General features: G+C 43.4%; 7 protein-coding genes and 1 pseudogene. 3 read left to right on the top strand and 5 right to left on the bottom strand.

Annotated features, from left to right (window positions below; translation table 11 throughout):
* The 3 genes from FQ608_RS03655 to FQ608_RS03645 all read left to right on the top strand — a co-directional run bounded on the left by FQ608_RS03655 (position 1) and on the right by FQ608_RS03645 (position 6,588).
* Positions 1-2,454: an alpha/beta hydrolase family protein gene (locus FQ608_RS03655; RefSeq protein ID WP_158856450.1), complete on the top strand. Its 2,454-nt coding sequence runs from the start codon at positions 1-3 to the stop codon at positions 2,452-2,454.
* Positions 2,455-2,541: 87 nt separating this feature from the next.
* Positions 2,542-4,932, top strand: coding sequence for an alpha/beta hydrolase family protein (locus FQ608_RS03650; RefSeq protein WP_158856449.1), 2,391 nt, complete (start codon positions 2,542-2,544; stop codon positions 4,930-4,932).
* A 120-nt stretch (positions 4,933-5,052) separates the two neighbouring features.
* Positions 5,053-6,588, top strand: coding sequence for a hypothetical protein (locus FQ608_RS03645; protein WP_158856448.1), 1,536 nt, complete (start codon positions 5,053-5,055; stop codon positions 6,586-6,588).
* Between the two features lie 60 nt (positions 6,589-6,648).
* On the opposite strand, the pseudogene FQ608_RS28200 reads toward FQ608_RS03645, so the two are convergent.
* The 5 genes and pseudogenes from FQ608_RS28200 to FQ608_RS27720 all read right to left on the bottom strand — a co-directional run.
* Positions 6,649-7,000, bottom strand: a pseudogene (locus FQ608_RS28200) (IS1634 family transposase); the annotation flags it as partial.
* 64 nt (positions 7,001-7,064) lie between these two features.
* Positions 7,065-7,217 (bottom strand): helix-turn-helix domain-containing protein, encoded by a 153-nt coding sequence (locus FQ608_RS03640; protein ID WP_158856447.1) that lies wholly within the window; start codon positions 7,215-7,217, stop codon positions 7,065-7,067.
* 34 nt (positions 7,218-7,251) lie between these two features.
* Positions 7,252-7,413 carry a hypothetical protein gene (locus FQ608_RS03635; protein WP_158856446.1) on the bottom strand — a complete coding sequence of 54 codons (162 nt, stop codon included), beginning with the start codon at positions 7,411-7,413 and terminating at the stop codon, positions 7,252-7,254.
* Between the two features lie 307 nt (positions 7,414-7,720).
* The gene (locus FQ608_RS03630) at positions 7,721-8,665 is read right to left on the bottom strand and encodes a PorP/SprF family type IX secretion system membrane protein (protein WP_158856445.1); all 945 of its coding nucleotides are present in this window, start codon (positions 8,663-8,665) and stop codon (positions 7,721-7,723) included.
* A 7-nt stretch (positions 8,666-8,672) separates the two neighbouring features.
* Entirely contained in the window at positions 8,673-21,641 is a 12,969-nt protein-coding gene (locus FQ608_RS27720) for a CARDB domain-containing protein (RefSeq protein WP_262885468.1), read from the bottom strand.
* Positions 21,642-21,664: the final 23 nt, after the last annotated feature.

Genomic DNA, 21,664 nt, shown 5'->3' with positions numbered 1-21,664 from the left:
ATGAACGCTAAAAAATCAGAGAGTCCTTCGAATTTTCTTCTGGGAATTGATACCCAACCATCAGGAAAGCCAATGCCAACAGTCCCGGACAGTATAAATAGGACCTTTAATACTTTTCATATAAAATATGGTTTTTTGTTATTTTTATTTGTTGGATATTTGATATCGAATTCAGCTTCACCGGTTTTTGGGCAAGATGATCCTATTTTTGAGAGCACTCTACTTCTTGGTGAATTCGATTTCTCCCAAATGATGGTAAATGGTATAGGGGAGTTTTTGGATGAAAAGACCAAAAATACCATCCCGGACCGTAGTTCTTTTTGGGACCCCGATTTTTCCAATGAGCAAGCTTATGAAACTTCCGTTTCACCAAACCGTCAACGCCTTTTAGAAATCTTGGGAGCGGTTGATCCAATATTGCCCAAAACACAGATGGAATTTCTGTCCACCACTGAAATGCCATCATTGGTTGCAGAAAACAAATATTTTGAAGTATTCTCTGTTCGTTGGCAAGTACTGAAAGGTGTTTATGGGGAAGGCCTGCTGCTACAGCCCAAAGGAAAAATAAAGTCAAGGGTGGTGGTTCTACCCGATGCTGACCAGACTCCCGAGGACTTGGTGGGTATGAGTTCCGGTCTTCATGAAAACAGGCAATACGCCCGCCTCTTGGCTGAAAATGGCTGTCAGGTAATTATCCCCACCATTATTGACAGGAGTAGTCATGGTTCAGGTAGTGAGCGGATGGACCGGTTTACCAATCAGCCTCATAGGGAATGGATCTACCGCCAGGCTTTTACTTTTGGAGGGCATATTATCGGGTATGAGGTTCAGAAAATCAGGGCAGCATTGGGCTGGTTTGAATCTTTGAATAAAAATGATCCTACCAAAATTGGTGTGGTGGGTTGGGGAGAAGGGGCATTGCTTGGATTTTATACCGCAGCGGTTGATACAAGAATTGATGTGGCTTACCTTAGTGGTTACTTTTCAAAGAGAGAAGATTTGTGGCAGGAACCCATTTATAGAAATCTATCTGGTTTCCTTAAAGAATTTGGGGATGCGGAAGTGGCCAGTCTTATCGTTCCCCGAACCTTAATGATTGAGTATTCCAGAACACCGGAAATTAATGGGCCACCCCCGGCTGTGGAAGGCCCATCCAGGTTGGGGGCCTCTGCCGCACCAGGAAAAATTAATACCCCGGTATTTAACAGCGTGAAGAAAGAAGTGGAAAGAGCTAAAAACCTTTCGGGAAAATTCCATCATTCCATTCACTTTATCCATGAGAAGGGAAAGGTTGTAGAAAGCCTAAACAGGACCAGTATAGCTTTATTTTTAGAACAGATTCATCCGAATGAAAGATTAAGATCGGGTTCCGGAAAATCCATAATTGACAAAAGGGCGGAATTTAATCCCGCGGAAAGACAATTGAGGCAAGTCAAAGAACTGGAAGAATATACCCAAAATTTAATTTACAGTTCAAGGCATTTGCGGGAGGCTTTTTTTTGGAATAAGATGGAGCCTGTCGATCTTGATTCATGGATGGACAAAAAGAAATACTTTCAAGACTATTTATGGGATGAAATAATCGGTCGTATACCGTCGGAAAAAACGTTTCCTATTCCGAAATCCCGTAAAATTTACGATGAGGGGAGATGGACAGGTCATGAGATTATTTTGGATGCCGGACCGGGTATTTTTCTATGGGGGTATTTCTTGCTTCCAAAAGACCTGAAGAAGGGTGAAAAGCGCCCGGTCATGGTCGTAATGCATGGGGGAAGCGGGTTACCGGAAGTGGTAATGGATAACCAAAATAAGACTTATAAAGGATTGGCCGAAAAATTAGTAGAACAGGGATATGTGGTTTTTGCACCTCATTTTCCCTGGCGTGCTGGGGATGATTACCGTAACCTGCAACGTAAGGCCAACCCCTTGGGGCTATCGGTATTTTCCATAATACTCCACCAACATGAAAAATTATTGGACTGGTTGACGGAACTGTCTTTTATTGATCCGGAAAAAATTGGTTTTTATGGTCTCTCTTGGGGAGGAAAAGTGGCCGTAAGGATTCCTGCATTATTGGAAAGGTATAGCCTATCAATATGTTCTGGAGACTTTAATGAATGGATTTGGAAAAATGCTACAACGGATTGGTCCAACAGTTATATGTTTGCTCCTGAGTATGAGATGTTTGATTTTAACCTGGGAATGACTTTTAATTATGGAGAAATGGCAGCCCTCATGGCCCCAAGGGCATTTATGGTAGAAAGGGGGCATGATGACGGGGTAGGGATTGATGAATGGGTAGCCTTTGAATATGCGAAGGTAAACCGGTTGTATAATCGATTGGATATTCCCCATAAAACTACTATTGAATACTTTAATGGGGGGCATGAAATCAACGCAAAAGGAACTTTGCAGTTTATAAAACAACATTATAATAGGGAATCCAATAAATGAACTTGGTTGTAAAACACATAAAGTCAATGTGGTTACATACTTGATTATAAATAGCTAAATATAGGGCTTGAACAAACCTTTTTCAAAATGAAACATTTCTTTCAAGGTATGATTTTAAAGTGGTTGGTTCCAAAATCGAACCTTGTAATGGTTTTAATAGTGACATCCATTAGCTTTCAGCTTTTTTTGTCCAATACATTGGTATTGGCCCAAGGTGAGGCAAACTTTTTCAGTACACCCTTAGAAGGAACAGAAGATTTGTCCAATGAAATGGTTAAAGGAATTGACCGATTTCTTACGGATGAGGCAGATAATATCCTTTCTTCGAGAGGAGCTTTGTGGCAATTGGATTATTCCTCTCTGGAATCATATAATTTATCCATAGAAAAAAAGCGGCTGCTCTTGGCAAAAATCCTAGGTGTGGTAGATAAAAGGACAACGCCATTTATGGAACTATTAAACGAAAGTAATTTGGAACCATATTTCCTAGATACGAAGACCTGTATCATCCGTCCGGTCCGGTGGAAGGTGTTGGAAGGTCCCAATGGAGGAATGAATGCTGAAGGGTTGCTGCTTCAACCAAAAGATAGTGTCATTGCCAGGGCGGTTATGATTCTTGATGCCGATGTTCTTCCCGAAGTACTGGCAGGGTTTCACGGTCACGGGCAACCCGGGTTTGGAACCGCTAGACGTTTGGCTGAAGCGGGATGGGAAATCTTGGTGCCTGTTTTGCTAAGCAGGGAAGATACTTTTTCAGGCAATAGGGAAATTGGACCGTTCACCAACCAACCCCATAAGGAATGGATTTACATACAGGGGTTTGAGGTAGGAAGACATGTTATTGGTTATGAACTTCAAAAAGTTTTTTCTGCAATTGATTGGCTTGAAGCTCAAAATAGGGGGGGGAATTACCCCATTCCAATAGGGGTTGTCGGTCATGGAGAAGGGGGTATGTTGGCATTGTACGCAGCGGCATTGGACCGACGCATCAAATCTTCTCTGGTGTGTGGGTATTTTGATTCACGGGAAAGGATGTGGATAGAACCCATATATAGAAATGTATTCGGTTTATTGAAAAATTTCGGAGATGCGGAACTTGCCGTTATGGCCTGGCCGCGAAAATTGGTGATGGAGCATGGGTTTTTCCCTGAAAGACCGGGTACACCTACTCCTTCGCAAGGACGATCAGGTGCAGCCCCCGGTAGCATCGAAAAGCCCGATTTGTCAAGTGTAAGGGGGGAATGGGAAAGGGCGGTCCACTTTTTACCTGTTGGGCATAATCACCTTGGTTGGCATGATGGTACGGAAAACGGAGCCTTAAAAGTTTTTCCCACTCCAACCATAACAGAATTCGTAGAGGGAATGGAAATTGGTTACCCCTCCCAATACGATCAGCCAACCCCGATACTGGGCCCTACGAGGTGGCCGGATCCCATACAAAGGCAGGGCAGTATGGTCAAGGAAATGGAGCGGCATGTTCAGTGTGTCCTGGATAGATGTGAATTTGCGCGAGAGAAATTTTTCTTGGAAAGGTTAAAAGGAGATACCCTTGATCAAAAACTTATAAAGGATATCCTTAGGAACCGGTTATGGGAGGTGATAGGGCGGGTGCCCACTCCATCCACCCCGATTAACACACGGGCAAGATTACTTAAAGAAACCGCAAAATGGAAAAGATATGAAGTGGTCCTAGATGTTTTCCCAGGTGTATTTGCATGGGGTATTTTAACTATTCCAAAGGACTCCGAAAGGAACACTACAACCCCTGTAGTGGTTTGTCAGCATGGGCTAGAAGGATTACCCATGGATGTGGTGCGCACTGACCCTGATACCAAAAAATTCTCCACGTATAATGGGTTTGCTACCCAATTGGCCGAAAGGGGATATGTGACTTTTGCCCCACATAATCCCTACAGGGGTGGGGATCAATTTCGGATACTACAACGGAAAGCCAACCCATTGGGTATTTCCCTGTTTTCCATTATTACGGCACAGCACCAAAGAATTCTGGAATGGTTGGCCCAGAAATCCTTTGTGGATTCGGAAAGGATTGGTTTTTATGGTTTGTCATATGGGGGAAAGACGGCGATGCGGGTCCCTGCTTTAGTGGAAGGCTATGCTCTTTCTATCTGTTCTGGTGACTTTTATGAATGGGTACGGGTCAATTCCCTTACCGATCAGTCATATAGTTACATGTATACTGGAGAGTATGAAATGCCAGAATGGGACCTAGGCCACAAGCTTAACTATGCGGAGATGCCTGCCTTGATTGCACACCGACCTTTTATGGTAGAGAGAGGACATTTTGACAACCTTAAAACAGACCCTTGGGTAAATTATGAATACGCCAAAGTCAGGAGACATTATGATTTTATAGTCCTGAGTGAACGGACACAGCTCGACTATTTTATGGGGAGTCACCGGATAAATGGAGAGGGAACTTTCGATTTTTTGGACCGGTATTTAAAGCATTCCTAGTTTAATATTACGTTGATTCAATTATGTATAAACCCAGGTTATGGTGGCTTCAACAATGTAAAAGCTTTGCTTTGAGCCTATTTGAAAATTAAAAGTAAAAAAATCTATAAAATTAATGATATGAAAAACTTTATTTTGTTTTTAGAAAAAGCAATAGATTCAAAAATTCTATTGAGAAAAATGCTTTTATCTTTAATACTTTCATTTATCCTTGTTAACGCTACCCTTGCTCAATTAAGGGCGGGGGTGGCCAAAATGGACATCACCGACAGAGAGGCAGGGGAGGTAAATGATCCTCTTTTTGCCAAAACGCTGATCTTGGATGATGGGACTACCAAGATGGTCATCATTACACTTGATGTGGTGGCATTGGAGGGGATTGGACCCATCAGGGATGGGTACATGGAGAAAGTCCGCACCCAAATCCAAAATCAACTGGGCATTCCTCCTTCCCATGTCCTTTTCAATGCTAGCCATTGTCATGGTGTCGTCCGGAAGGACGTGGATCAACTCACCATGGTTGCCGTTCTTGAAGCCAGTAAAAATATGGTAAAAGTAAATGCAGGGACCGGCAGCGGCACTGAAAATAGAATTATGGAAAACAGGCGGGTATTTTTGAAAAATGGAAATCAGGCAGATATGAGAAGGGCCTATCCCTTTCCACCCGATGAGGAAATAGCCAAAATCGGGCCTATTGATCCTGAAATAGGGATTTTACGGTTGGATAGATTAAATGGCCAAACTTTAGCGGTAATCTATAATTTTGCGGTTCACCCCATACAGGGTGTTCCCAATGGGGGGAATACAGCAGATATGATAGGTTTTGCTTCAAAAGTAATAGAGGATAACATGGAGGGGACCATGGCCTTTTTTTTGCAGGGGTGTGGTGGGGACATAAATCCTGTTTCCTATAAAGGGGTAGAAACTCCTCCAAATGCAGAGCCACTCGGGAATATGCTCGGTCTCAGTGTACTCCATGCTCTCAAAGAAATACCCAGTAAAAAAGTGGGTAAAATCCAACTCATCAATGAAACCATAGAGCTTCCAAGGGCTGATTTCAAAGAACGTATAAGGTCTATGGAAGAAAAACAAATGGATTTGGTCCAATCCCTTCGAGGCTCCAATATAAATTTTAAAACCTACCTCAGCCTTTTGATCGACCATAATTATTCCGAGACCACCCCTTCCGCATATGCCTACAGATACATGCACGAAGAGATGATAGGTAGTTGCGGGTTACGTAACTGGGATAAAATCAATAGAAACGACCTGGATAATTATCAAAACAATATCTACATCATGGAGGAGCTCATTCGGCTGAATACCAACCTGGCGTTGATTAAAAAGCATCATCAACAAGCTGAAGGGAGACCCATGATTCCTGTAGAAATTTTGGGGGTGAATATTGGGGATTTTTATTTGGTTACTTTCCCCGGAGAATTAACGGTTCAGATTGGATTGAACATCAAAGAAAAATCTCCCCATGCCTCCACTTTTGTGGCAGGGTACACCAACGGATATATTTATTATGCCCCCACTTCCGAACAACTAAGAAATAAAGGAGGAGCACAGGAAGACAGTGATACAGTTTTGGCACCTGAATGGCAGGACCTATATGAAAAGAAAGTAGTTGAAATAATTCAAAATTTAAATTGAAACTGTGCTAGGTTATCGATTACATACTGGCAATCTGGGGATGTTTTTTAAAAACCCTGTCTGTTTATGGTTGTCGTAGGGCAAGGTACATTTTCGGGTGGTGACCGGTTTCGCATGAGTGTTTGTTATCGATGTGGTGAAAGCCTTTTTTGTTCCCTTTCCTTACGATGCCATTTAGCCCTAGCAGCGTTTTATGCCGTTGTTTTTACCTGATATCGCATTGTGTTCACCATCCAGAATGTCAATTATCCTAGATGCAGGTGCGCCATCGTCGCATCGTCATTTTCGTGATAGATCGGCAGCAGGAATAGATCAGTTTTCATAATGCAGAAGATATTTTTGTCTCTCTGATGGTGTTGTAAATGTCCCATAAGACAACCTCATCACATACACCCATGTTGGTGAAAATAAACAGAAATTAACTCGAAGTTTCTCGCTTAATCCGGAAAAGCGGTAATTGGGGTTAATCATACCGCCTAAGCAAGGGTCAACAAAAACGCCGCATCTATGTGCAGTTTTTGGTGGATTGCTGTCAAAAAATCAACGTCTGGTTCACGCTTACCTGACAGAATTTGCGATAATTTTGGAGCTCCCATACCCAATTCCATAGCCAATTTGGCTTGATTCATTCCTAATTCAGCCAATTTTTAATTCGATGGACTGCTACAAAGTTTTAGGTTGGATGGGCATAAATTTGATGATATTGTCCTCATAATTTTCTGCAAGTTGGGACAGTTCCGCAAGCAATGCTGCTTCATCCTTTCCCAGTTTATGAAAGCCACCTTTTTTAGTCGCTTTTTCAAAAAGCGATTCATTAGTTTTCATTACTGCCGTATATTATATTTCTATCCAGACCCTATTTATTATAATTTTATATTCTGAAATGAAGACCATTCCACATATTTTGGGTTTTTATTATGATTTAGTTAGGATATTTCTCCCCAATTTCTATATGTATTGTCCTCGATATGATTGCGATAGACCTTTATATTTAAAAAATAGAAATTAAATTTTAATTAATGTAAAAATTTGAAACACAATGGAATGTCTTCAAATATACTTACTTTATGGTATAAAAATTCTTGTGTATATTCTGGGTTTAACTTTGCACATGTCACCACCAATTGCCTGGTTACCAAATTTTCCTGTATTCCCTATCACCCAAGAACTTCATCATTACCATAAATTCATGGGTATTGCCCAAAAACTGTCTGCTGGAGGTTGTGGGGTATTCATATACATATCCCAACCGGAAATTACCTCCGAGATAGCCTACATGGAGTGAATTGGCATAATTGAAGCGGTGTCCGGCTCCCACCCAAAAGGTGTCAAGCATCAAGGCCTTCAAGTTGAATTCGGTGTTGTCTGCGAATCCTTCCTGTCTTCTATAGAAAAAATTCCCAATGCCTGTGATACTTTCGTTAATCGCAAGCCTGTATCCTGCCTGTACCATCATTGATACCGGATTCCCATCCATGAAATTGTCACCTGTAGACAATCTTCCCCCGTTGACATTGTGCATCCCATAGGAGAGATAATAGTTTTCATGGGTTAGTGCAAGTCCTAGGTTGAAATCAAGAATCTGCATATTGGCAAAACTACCCATATATTGGCCAACCGATGCGTCTTGGGATTGTTCAACTGTCAACGCATTGCCATCAAGCCTTACTGATAGGTAGTTGACGCCTGCGCCGAGCCGTAGGTTGTGACGGTCAGATATCCTGATCCGGCTTGCGTATGCTCCGATTAGCTCGGTTTCTTGGAATGCCCCATAGGTATCATGCAGCATATTGAGACTCATTGCATTTTTTCCCATCAGCGCAGGATCCTCCAAGCCGCCCAATTCCCCAAAGTCCAGTTCCAAACTCAAAAACCTTGTTTTGGGGGCTCCTTCCACACCACTCCATTGATTCCTTACAAATCCCCTTACCGCACTACCCTCATAGCCCGTTAACCCAGGGTTGTAATAACTTTGAAACTGTGTAAACTGTGAAATATATTTTCTGCTTTGCCCAAAGGTCTCTCCAAGTGTGCAGCAACTGAGCAATATCCCTATTAAAATGACTCGATTTTTCATGTCCGTTTTATCTAGTGATTAGATTGATGGTACCTGACCTCATTTCTTTTGGGTCTTTGGTTGCGATAATGTAGATATAAGTTCCCGCAGGGAGGTTTTTACCCTCAAAGGTTCCGTCCCATCTATCCCGGGGGTCTGTGCCCGTAAAGACAATTCTTCCCGCCCGATCTACCACGCTTATAGTTACTCCGTTAAATCCGAAGAGGTCCGGTATGCCCCAAGTATCATTCACCCCGTCTCCGTTTGGAGAGAATGTATTGAATACCTCTATATCTGCCAATTTTGGTAAGGCAAAGGTCATTGAAAAGGTTTTGGTTATAGTATTTCCGGCCCTATCGGTACTGCTTACCTCAATGGAAAATTCCGTACGCCCCGAAATATTCTTGCTGCCGTCCCAAGTAAGTATATTTCCCGCTAGAATAAAGAAACTGTTATCTGGCCCAGTACCTGTGAGTTCGTAATAGTGAATATTATCAGCGGGATCAATCGTAGATAAATCTCCGATTGGAACGTTCGGGTTTCTGTCCTGATTGGTGATATTCAATATAATATCCTGCGGTTGGGGTTTTTCAACGATCAAAACTGTCAGGTCGGCCTGTAACTGATCGGGGTTGATGATATCCTCCGTTAGGTTCAATGTTCCGGAAAGGGTGTAAATTCCTGAGACAACAGATTCATAACCTGACTCCTCCCAGCTTACATTCATATTCTCCGTCTCTCCATTATTCAATGTAACAGATACACTGTTTGGAAGCGAAAGATCGCCAAATGCGGTATTCCAATTCACTTCAACCATATTGAGTAGTGATACAGCAGCAACTTGAAAGGCTTCTACCTCGATTGCAAAGTTGGCTGATGCAGTATTGCCGCTTTTATCTTTGGCCATCAGCGTAATTGTATGTCTTTGATCTGCATCTAGCGTGCTTCCAGCTGCCGGACTTTGGGTGAACTCAACCGTCTCGCAATTGTCTTCTGTGATAGATGAACTGATAAAATCAGGTATCAAATAGCCGGAAGAGGCCCCCGCATATACAAGCTGATTTTCGGGTACATTCAAAATAACAGGAGGAATCTCATCCATAACTTTCACGGTGACATTCACTGCCGATTCATTGCCCGATACATCGGTTACGGTAAGCACCACTTCATTGTCACCAAGATCAGAACAGGTAAATGAAGTCCTGTTTATAGACAAAGATATAGGGCTACAGTTGTCTGCTGATCCACCGTCAACTTGAGAAGCGGAAAGGCTTGCTACGCCATTTTCATCCAAAAATAGCTCTACAGTTTTCCCTACTGCGCTTGGTGGGAGTATATCCTGCACCAAAAGTGTGACCTGTTGCACTGTTTCATTTCCTGACGCATCTGAGGCTGTAATCGATACTTGCTGCTCTCCAAGGTCATCACAGGTGAACATGGTTTTACTTAGGGCAATGCTTTCAATTCCACAGTTATCCGAGGAGCCGTCATCAACCATTTCTACAGTTAAACTTCCATCTCCATCGGAATCAAGGTTGACTACTATATTTGATTTGACTTTGATCAAAGGTGGTTCTTCATCCATTGCGACGACAGAGATTGTTTGTGATACTGTTTTGCCTCTCGCATCTTTAACAGTGACTTGGTAGGTACCGGCTTCCAATTCGCCAAGAAAATCAGCATTGGATCCAACTAGCTGACCATCTTTCTGCCAGCTATATTCAAATGGGGCGATACCTCCAGTCACGTTGGCTTTGGTGGTTCCATCGGCTCCATCCGGGCAGCTCAGGGCAGTTCCTTCCAAAGCCACTGACAAGATTTCAACGAACTTGGCTTTTAGATTTTTAGCGGCATCCATGGTCAGGGTTAAAGAAGCCTCTGTGGATTCTGAATCACCCTCCCATGCGTAAAACTCCCATCCAGCCTCTGGAGTCGCAGTCAAAGTAACTATCCTTCCGGATTCATATTGGCCGCCTTGGGGATCAATAGAGACCGATCCTTTTCCTTCGGTTGTAAAGTCTACTGCAAAAACAGGCAGCTCACCTTCGGCATAGACTGCTCTGATAGATGAATTATTGTCCATCACCAGTTTAATACGTGATTCGGTACTGCTTACAGCTCCTTCCCACCTTACAAATATCCAACCTTCCGCGGCACGTGCTTCAAGTTCTATCTCCTCTCCTTCGTTGAAAACAGTTCCAGTTGGGTTGACAATGATTTCTCCTTGTCCGGATACAGCCGTCTGAAGGGTGAATATTTTTGAAATGTTGATGACATCTTCTGGAGTCTCAAAGCAGATAACATCCTCTTCGCTTACCCGGATACCGTTGTTTACGTTGTCTTTGACCAGAGGTGCCAAACAGTAATTTTTTCCAGGGGTACCGCGGAAAACAAATTTCTCCCCAACAGCATTGTCAATACTTTGCAAAATGTATGGTCCCCCATCTTCGGAAACGAAAACATCGAATCCTTTCACACCGCTACCTCCTTCATCATCTACCGCTTCAACAGTGAAGCTCATTAGGGAATCAAATTCAACCAACACATCTTTAATTTCAAGTAGGTTAGGAGCTACCGCATCCACGGTATTTAAAGTTTCGTTGGTCACGATCGGCGCATTGGTATCAAAGAAGATATTAGCCATCGCACTTAGGCTGTCTCCCGTTACTGTTTCTCTGCCAGCTCTGATCGTATAAGAAACGAAACCCTCGCCCTTAGCGGTGGAATCATTCACAGGAAGGAATCCTGCCAAGGCCTCAAATGGTGGTAGGCCTGTTTTTGAATCCACGGACTGTAAAGCCCAGAACAATTCATTGTTCACAGGATCGAGTCCAAAGGTTACATTTACATCCACACCGATTTCTGCTGCGGTATTCAGCTTGGTGGTATAATTGGTCAATCCAGCAGGAACATCAAAGGTCATGTTCTGGAAGCCAAAACCAGTCAGCCTAAACGTAGCAGGATCAAAATTCGGATCTAACTGCTGCCTCACTACCACACGCTGTGCAGGCGCTGTGGCAAAGATTGGGTCGTTTTCATAGAATATGGTAAATGGCAGCTCCTCCTCTTTGGATACAAAGCCCTCCTCACCGTAGCCTGCAGGACCCAAAATTTCATTGGGGTCGCAGGAGGATACTACTGGCTTGCAAAGAACCTCTTTGGCACCACAAATTGCAATATCAACCGCTGCGGATACTCCAGGTGAAACCAATCCAAACAAACACATGGCCCATTCGTCCTTTTTATCCGTGGGTTTTGCATTGGGAACAAGTGCATCATAAATCCCAAACATACATGACGTCAAACTAACTGTGCAAGTAAGGGCACCTACACCACATCCTATAACAGTTGCGCATAAGGCAGCACCAGCTCCACATCCAACCACTGCAGCTCCACATCCCAAACCGGTGAACAGGTTTCCGCAAGATGGGGAATTGAAAAAGCCACCAGCTCCGCCCGATCCTTCACCAACCCCACATCCGCTTGGAGCCGGACCGCCGCCGCCACTGCCACCGCCGCCTCCAGGAGGAAAAGCAGGTTCGCCGGGTTCCGAGTGACATGGTGTTCCGGAAGGAGTGCCTGGTACACCATTGCTGCAATCGTCAATATCCTCTTCCGGCCTGTCATCGTTGTCACAGCCCTCAGGATACGGGCAGATTCCGGGAGGATCATTATCTTCTGGATCATCCGGATTATCCGGATCGTTGGGATCATCTGGATCGTCAGGGTTATCGGGATCATCTGATTCGCAATATTCACCTGCTGGACATCCACCGGGTTCACCATTTGAGCCTCTTTTCCCGCCTCCCGGACCACCGATTCCACCTCTACCTCCTAGACCTGGATTAATTCCAGGAGCTCCAGGCCCTCCGGGTCCCCCCGGCGAACCATCCTCTCCCCATCCACCAGTTGCACCTGGAACCCCCTGCTCGCCAGGTCCTGGTATATAAGCAGTAAAACATAAAGATATAGTAAAATCATCTAACTGCTGTACACTAAAAGTACCATTATAGACGAAGTTATACGCGAGGAATCCACTGAGATCCAATTCAAATTTCTCCGGATCGAAACCTGTAATTCCCCGGTCCGCAACTACGATAGACCAGCATTTATCTACCGCCGGATACCAACCTCCCAAATACCCTGGACTGTTGTTGTAGTCTAAGCTACTTATTTTGATAATAAACGGTGCTTCTTTAGTAGCACTTATGTTTAAATTGTTAGCAATCTTAATTAAATCCCACCCTGGATTGTTTCCAGCACTACCAGAGTATTTGTTTATCTGCCAATTATATACCTCACCTGAACTAAATGAAGCATTTTCCATAAAAGATGTTCCAATGCCTTGTGCTTCTGGATTGAAGCCACTATCCAAAGGAACCAAACTACAGTTCAAACAATTTAAGTCTATCCCAATGGTATCATTCGGAGTTAAAAGTCCATAGTCTAAATAATTTTGGATCATTGCATACCTGAATCCTATCTGATCATTGACCAGTTCTCGATCTTCATAGAACATTTCTGGTGATGATAATGCCAGCTGTCTGGTAGATTCGATTTTATCAAATAGATTCAATACCAAAACGGAAGGAGAGATTCCTACATATTTCACCTCCATTGGAAAGGTGCTACCCGTAAAATTACCCAACAAAAAACTTGCGGAAAGTTCTTCCCCAGGTCTTATATCTCTTCCATATAATGGCACAGTCATCATACCATTTGTTATGCTAAAATCAGAATTATCCGCTAATCGGCCCAATGGATCTAAGGTTGAATTTGTCTTAAGACCTCCCTGGGTTTTCAATTCGTAGATAATGATGTCTTCCTGCATGGTAACCTGTGAATTCAAAATGGGTATGTCCACATTGCCATCATTTTTGAAAACCACATTATAAAATGCAGTCTTGCCTCTTCGTACCACATCAGGGGCCAATATATCGTAGGTCAATCCCCCATATCCCGTACTGAGTTCAACTTCAAGCCCATTCTCCAAAATAAAGGTAGTGCCATCCGGGTTCTTAACTTCTACGTCATAAATACCGAAGGGCACTTCCGACAATCTCCATCCCAACCTGCCACTCATACTATTGGTCAAATCTACATTTGCAGCGCTGATTACCTTTGTTCCACCTTTGAGTAAAGAAACTTCCATACCGGCTTTGAATCCCGCACCGGTGATGGTTGTGGTAACTGTTCCGTTGCCTACAGTCCCCGGATTGGAGGACAAAATGCTGAAAGGCAGTGCCCGCGCAAGCAATTCAATATTCTGGCTGAGCGGAATGTCAGTTTTGACCAGAATATAGTAGGTACCAGGTTTGGTGGCTGGAACGAGTACTCTCTGGTCGGTTTGGTTTTTATTTGTACCTCTAAAATCAAATTCATTGGGAGTAGGCACTTTTCCAAATGACACAAAGACATCATTAGTTCCGACGGACCTGCTCGAACTCAGGTCTATCACCAAATCCAGATCTGCCCCAACATTTACTTTGTAATATCGCCAAGTACCTGCAATAAGGGTATTGGAAGTGGATACATCAAGCGGAAGTGACCTGACATCCAGGTTCAACTGCCTTTCAGCAACCAACATGTTGTTTTCAAAATTCGCCTCATTGATGGAAGCCAAAATATTGGTTCTGCCTATTCCAAAATAATTTCCGGGATCAAGACTTAGTATTGGGCCTTTTATGGTGAATTTCCTGCTTTGCCCGGGAAGGATATTTAGATCCGATTCCAGATTCCCAACCAATGGATCTACTGCTCCGTTGAATTGTTGGTCTCCAGAGAGATAGAAGCCATTGTAAAGCTTTCCCAACGCAGGTTTATCCCCTACATTAGTTACTTCAATTTCAGCTGACGTTTCGTCGCCTAGGAAAGCCGATTCCTGAATAGAAACGGCACTGACCGCCAAGTCCGTCGGATCGGATAAATTGATTAAGATTACTTGGTTACGTTCATTATTGACCTCACCTCCAGTAACCCCTTCAAATACTTTGTTTTGATAATCGGCTTTTGCTACCAAGTAGTAATTTCCTGAAACATTATTCGGTGTTTTGACTAAAGCACTGTCCCTTAACGTTTCTCCTACAGCCAGCATTTTGGTGACTCTTTTATAGCCAATATTTTGTGATCCTGAGGCCAATAAAGGGGAAGTACTTAAGAAGAATCCATCATTCCACTCAGCCCTAGTCGGACCCTCGCCTTTGTTTTCAAGGGTATATTTGATGTAAAAGTTTTCTCCGGAAATAACAGTTTCCGGTACTTCTAATTCTTTAATGACAAGGTCAGGCGCAGGTGTAGCTGTGATATTCAGCTTTCTTAGGGCAATATTGTTGGACTTGTTCTGATCTTCCATCACATTTTCCCTATAATCAACCCACAGATAGACAAAGTATTCCCCTGATATCCAGTCAGGAATTTTTACAGATCTTCCAAATTCATACACTTCTCCAGCATTTAACTTATTCCTTGAGAACTCAGTCAGGTATATATCATCTTCTGTCAGCACCGAATCCCTAGTCAAGTAAACCCTGCTGGTAAATGGCCTTGCCACATTATCGGGGCCGATATTTTGCACTTTAACATCAAAATTCAATTGATCCCCAGATCCAACAGGCGTAATAATTGAAAATTCCTGGATAGCTAGATCTACGACTTTGTCTGCTACCTGTTGCGTTAGCATTACGGGAGATTTGACCCCCAGTGCTTGATTACTTGCCCTATTATTTGTTTCATCAAGTTCAAAAACAACATCATTTACATCCGTGAAGATGTGGAAATAAATGCTGTCAGGTGTGTTAGCAGGTAAAGTTACCAAGGCAGTTTTTTCTGATGCCTGCCCCGCTGGCAAGCTATCTCTTTGCAATACATTATCCAGATTCCTAAAGGGCCTCTGTGCCGGGTCGGGACTCGTAGACCAATAGATCCTATCTGTAAATCCAACAGCCGCCTTATCACCATTATTGATTATTCTCCATTTTAATGGAAAGGCAACACCCCTGTAAACGGTATCCGGAAGTGTGATGGAGACGGGGGACAACTCAGCTCTCTCCCCAGTAATTAGTCTTACCGGATTTTCGCTTCTTCTAACATTATTATCTTTTGATTCGAATTCAAAAATCTTGTTATCTGTATCAGTCAGTACAAATACATAATAATCTCCTGCTAGGCGTTCCGGAATCAAAGCCTCCAAATCTACAGAATATGTGTCACCAGTTTCCAGAGGCTGGGGGGTACTCATCCCGAATTCATTTATTCTTACCGGTGTGGTAAAAGTTTTTCTAACTATTGAAACTGATTTACTTTTATCGAAATCAGGTTGCTCGGAAACAAATACCTCATCTACCCATGAGTTGACATTGGGCGGGTTGGCTCCCAAATTTTGTACGGTCCATGAAAAATCCATTTTTGTCCCGGCGGTAATTTCATTGGGAACCTGCAAGTCAACTACTGAAAGGTCAGAGGGTGGAGTAAGGATGACATTGATCGGATCACTTCGGCGGATGTTGTTGCCATAATCGTTTTCAAACATTCCTGAAAAATTGGAAACAACATAAAGGTAATAGGTGCCAAATACATTAACAGGCAATTTCAGCTCCCTTTGTTTGGTATATGTTGAATTTACGGGAAGATTTCCTCCTATAATGCAAGTGGAGCCCTCGTCTTCTTCGCCCAAAAACACCGAATATTCCTGTAACTTGGTGGCTTTACTGATATTGAATTCCGGTTCCTGAGAGAGGTAAATCGCATCTCTCCAATAATATTCAATTCTACATGATTCTGTGACAGAAATGTTGATGGGAGCTACACTGACACTTCTACTCCCTCTGGAAGTTCCACCGGAGTTTCCGGTGGAATAGCTGTATTGACCGGCGTCCCTTCTGAATCTCCAGTACAATCCTTTGGCTTCTCTTTCGCCAATATTCTGTACTTCGTAAATCACGCTGATGGAATCACCGGAAAATGCGTCTGTGGTTACCCCAACATTGTTTACAGCCAAATCAGCCAAAGGAGGAATCCCTATAGATATTGTTTGATATATTATGTTGTTTTGTTCATCACTTTCTACGACACTTTGTCTCCGTGTCCGCCGTTCACCAGCACAAATCCCATTTTCAATCCGACAGCTTCCGTTTTCATTATCCGTAATGATAAACAGGTAATAGACTCCTCTGAGATTAATTGGAACCCTTACCTCCTGCGTCATGGTGTAAGATTCTCCTTGGATCAATGAAGCTGGATTATCAAATACACCCAGTAGAATATCATCAGGTGGCCATAAGTCAAGGTCTGCGGATAAATAAATACGGTCTTTCCAACGCAAGTTGTTGGTATTTCCAGCACCGATGTTTTTTACCTCCCAAGAGACTGTTATGGTATTTCCAGCCACCACTGCCTCCGGAGCATTATAGGATTGTATCGTAAGGTCAGGAAGTCCCGCAGCAACGAAGTTTTGAACAGGACCTTCGGTAACTAAGCAACTGTTTTTAGAATGGACTTGCCACAGATATGATTTTTGGGGATCAATATTTTGCAATGTATAGTTGATATCAGTAATATCCTTCGCTACAGGTTGAGTTGGTTTGTCGTTACCTTCTTCCCACACAAAGACATCGTAGACCACGGTAAAATCCCCCGGAGTCCAAGATAGAGAAATAGGTTGGGCAAGATTTAAGGAGCCGTCGGCGGGCAGCATCTGTCTTACTGGCCCAGGTGCGGTGGCAGGAATTACCTTTACTTCCAATGTGTCTGAAAAGACACAATCAGTACCATACTTCCCACTCACCCAATATTTGGTATTGGTCGTTGGGCTGATATTGATGCTTTCTACTGACTGCCCGGTAGACCAGATTATACCACTTAATCCCTGGATGGACAAAGTCAAGGATTCTCCTGAACAGATGGTACTTAGTCCTGAAACCTCCAATTTAGGCAGTTCGTCCAATTCAAAGACGAAACTTGATGATTTGATTTCACAGCCATTTTCATTCACGTAGCTTGCGGTATATAAACCTGATTGATTGGCTTTCAGCGTGAGGGATTCCCCGAGGTCGAAATTCTCAGCATCTGTATTCAATACCCAACGAACTGGCATATTGAATTGGGTGCTTAGGATTCGACCGCCTTCACAGGATTCATTGTCAGGGGTCGATGAAATAGCGGGAAAGTCACTGCTATTTTCCACAAAAACCCGTACGTTTTTTTCCACCTGACATCCATCCGCCGTGGTTATCACAACGGTAAATTCTGTGTTTTCTATCGGGGCCACATCTATCAGATTGGTGGTTGCCCCGGTATTCCACAGATAGGAAGCTCCACCTGTAGCTTGCAACAAGACAGACCCGCCTCTACAGATATTGGCATCAGGGGATATGGTGGTATTGATTTCAGGTGTGTTATTAACTATGACAGTGAGGCTGTCATTATCTATATTTACATCCCCTTCCAAAATAGTATGAGCCCTTATTTCATAATCGCCTTCTACCGACAAATCCAGTTTGGTCTGGAAACTAAAGGTCAATGTACCACTACCAGCGATGGTATTGGTTCCAGAAACACTTTCGATGACAGGTTCTCCCCCGTTTACAGAATAAGCGATCTGGAATGAACCTGCGGGGGAAGTATTGAAATTTGTGATTTCGACTGTGACAGTTTCTTGGTCTCCCAAATCACAACTGGAAACTGGCGCGTTGATTTGTGTGACACCAAGGTCTGCATTGGTTTTGGAGGATTGGGATGAAGTATATGCCGGGGACAGGTAAAGTTCACCCTGCTCAGTAAAGGCATATTCGTAAAATGCAAAATGGTAAGTGACTCCGGCTTCGAGTCCCTCTAAAGAAAAGTTTTCTCCAAGATCATTATAGACAACAAAATTTCCTGTTCCAATCTGATCCCCTTCACCGAAAATTTCATTCGCCGTGTACGAAGTAAAATCTGAGGGGCCAGCATTGACAGGGCTTCCAGCTCTGGCAAGTACCAACCGACGGGTACCATCACCCTTAATAAAACCAATATCAAAGGAATTGAAATCTATCTGGGAGTAGGAAGCGTTGGAGACTTGGCCGGTAGGTCTTTCCCCAAAAGTTTCCAGAGCAAAGGGGTATCCGGGTCTCTTGTATAACTTGGCATCGCTGCCATTGAATTCAAAAAGGGCAAAATAGTAATTGGTGCTTGGCTCAAGGTTGGTCACGTTTACGTTATTTCCTGCACCGGAATAGAGTACATAATTAGCTGTTCCAATCTGCCTGTTGCCGAATACAGATGAACTTTGATAATTAGTTAGGTCTGCGGGTTCCACATTTACCGGCCCATCTTTCCTGCCAATCAGAATCCGTTCGGCTCCATCTCCTCTTGTCCATGATATATTGATGGAGGTATTGCTCCGACTACTTGTAAATGCGTTATTTGATTGGACAGTGGGATGACTCAATGTAGTTCTTGTCACTGCCAAATAGGGATCCAATAAATAATAGGTTTCCTCTCCAGTACCATTATATTCGAAAATAGCAAGATGGTAGTCAGTCGCAGGCTCAAGTCCAAAAAGCCAGTTTTGATTGCCTGTCCCGTCATAGACAACAAATTCTCCATCTTGGATCTCTGTCTCTGAGCCAAATGTAGTATTGTGGGTATAAGTAACGCCATCCTCTGGAACAGCGGTCACGGGACTACCTTTTTTGGCAATTACAATCCTTCTCTCCCCATTGCCTCTTGTAAAAAAATAGTAAAACCTGTTTCCATCGAGATTGCTGACTTGGAATGAACTTGCAGCAACTGTTGGTTTTGATGCTGTAAGTTGACTGCCTGTGGTACCTGGTCGCAGAAAAATTGTCCCATTGCTTCCGTTGTATTCGAATATGGCAAAATGGTAGGTTTTGTTTGGATCAAGTCCACTAATGTTGGTGGAGGAACCAGATGCCATATATTGGACAATATTCCCATTTCCCATATTGGTCCCGTTGGCGAAAGAAGCCGAGCCCCCGCTATAGTTTGTCAAATCCTGTGGTTCTAAATCTACAGGACCACCCGCCTTGCCAATGACTAACCTACCGCTACCATTGCCATTTGTCCAGGAAAGTGTCATTCCCGTACCAGTCACATTACTGAAAACAATGTCGCTGGATTGTACTGTTGGGGTAGTGACTGTGCTGGCATTAGCCTGCAAAAACTCAGTGGTCAGGTAAAAGGTTTCCGTACCCGTACCATTATACTCAAATACTGCCAAGTGATAGGTGCTTGAATGTTCCAGCCCAAAAAGCCAGCTTTGGTTGCTTGTCCCGTCATAGACGACAAATTCACCTTCTTTTATCTCAGTCCCTGACCCAAAAGTTGTATTGTGGCTATAAGTAACGCCGTCCTTCGGGACAGCGGTCACTGGGCTTCCTTTTTTGGCGATTACAATCCTTCTCTCCCCGTTACCCCTAGTGAGAAAATAATAAAACCTATTTCCATCAAGATTGCTGGCTTGAAAAGAACGTGCTGCTTCAGTTGGTTTTGACGCAGTGGCTTGACTGCCTGTGGCACCAGGCCGCAGGAAAACCGCTCCATTGCTTCCATTGTATTCGAATATGGCAAAATGGTAGGTTTTGTTTGGATCAAGTCCACTAATGTTGGTGGAGGAACCAGATGCCATATATTGGACAATATTCCCATTTCCCAGATTGGTCCCGTTGGCAAACGAAGCCGAGCCCCCACTATAATTGGCCAAATCCTGTGGCTCTTCATCCACCGGACCACCAGCCTTACCAATGATTAACCTTCCGTTTCCATTGCCATTTGTCCAGGAAAGTGTCATTGCCGAACCTGTCACATTACTGAAAACAAGGTTACTGGACTGTACAGTCGGAGTAGTGACTGTGCTGGCATTAGCCTGCAAAAACTCAGTGGTCAGGTAAAAGGTTTCCGTACCCGTACCATTATACTCAAATACTGCCAAGTGATAGGTGCTTGAATGCTCCAATCCAAAAAGCCAGCTTTGATTGCCAGTTCCGTCATATACGACAAATTCGCCTTCTTTTATCTCTGTCCCTGACCCAAAAGTAGTATTGTGGTTGAAAGTAACGCCGTCTTCCGGAACAGCGGTCACCGGGCTTCCTTTTTTGGCGACTACCATCCTTCTCTCCCCGTTTCCCCTATTTAAAAAATAATAAAACCTATTTCCATCAAGATTGGTGACCTGAAACGAACTTGCTGCCACAGTTGGTTTTGATGCGGTAAGTTGACTGCCTGTGGCACCAGGCCGAAGGAAAACCGCTCCATTGCTTCCATTATATTCGAATATGGCAAAATGATAGGTTTTGTTTGGATCCAGACCACTAATGTTAGTAGAAGAACCAGATGCCATATATTGGACAATATTCCCATTTCCCAGATTGGTTCCGTTTGCGAATGAACCGGATCCGCCGCTGAAATTGGCTAAATCTTGTGGTTCTACGTCTACAGGCCCACCTGCCTTACCAATTATAATCCTTCCGTTACCGTTGCCATTATCCCAGGCAATTGACATTCCCGAGCCTGTTATATTGCTGAATCTTAGTGCACTTGCTTGAACAGTTGGCGCAGTAATAGTAGATGCACTGCCTTCGAGAAATTGGTCAATAAGATACTCTGTTGTAAAATTTGCGCCATTAAATTCAAATATTCTGAGGTAATAGGTGGTAGAGTGGTTAAAGCCGTTGATCCAGGTTTGGTTGCCTGTTCCATTGTAAACTACAAATTGCCCCGGGGAAATCTCATTTCCCTGGCCAAAATTCCCGGCAAGATAATCTGCACCATTGACGGGGACAGCAGTTACAGGACTGGTGCTGGCGATAATGATTCTTCTTGTACCGTTTCCCCTCGTAAAATTCACATAAAAGCGGTCCCCGTCTATATTGGAAATGCTGAGGTTTGAGGCGGGTGAAGTAGGTGCCTGACCATGGGCAAAATAACTAGTCAAAAACAAAACAATTGAAAAAAGTAAGATTTTCACTGTTTGCGTAAATGTTGGGTAAAAATTGTCCATATTTCCGACACTAAAATTGATAA

Origin of the sequence: Lunatibacter salilacus, from assembly GCF_009797935.1 — a bacterium.
In the GTDB taxonomy this organism is placed as follows: domain Bacteria; phylum Bacteroidota; class Bacteroidia; order Cytophagales; family Cyclobacteriaceae; genus Lunatibacter; species Lunatibacter salilacus.
Note: the sequence above shows the minus strand (reverse complement) of the source record. Positions and strands in the feature narration are given on the sequence as shown.

Coding starts and splice junctions, on each gene's coding strand:
- FQ608_RS27720 (WP_262885468.1), bottom strand. CDS start 21,641: ATGGACAATTTTTACCCAACATTTACGCAAACAGTGAAAATCTTACTT.
- FQ608_RS03640 (WP_158856447.1), bottom strand. CDS start 7,217: ATGAATCAAGCCAAATTGGCTATGGAATTGGGTATGGGAGCTCCAAAA.
- FQ608_RS03630 (WP_158856445.1), bottom strand. CDS start 8,665: ATGAAAAATCGAGTCATTTTAATAGGGATATTGCTCAGTTGCTGCACA.
- FQ608_RS03655 (WP_158856450.1), top strand. CDS start 1: ATGAACGCTAAAAAATCAGAGAGTCCTTCGAATTTTCTTCTGGGAATT.
- FQ608_RS03650 (WP_158856449.1), top strand. CDS start 2,542: ATGAAACATTTCTTTCAAGGTATGATTTTAAAGTGGTTGGTTCCAAAA.
- FQ608_RS03645 (WP_158856448.1), top strand. CDS start 5,053: ATGAAAAACTTTATTTTGTTTTTAGAAAAAGCAATAGATTCAAAAATT.
- FQ608_RS03635 (WP_158856446.1), bottom strand. CDS start 7,413: ATGAAAACTAATGAATCGCTTTTTGAAAAAGCGACTAAAAAAGGTGGC.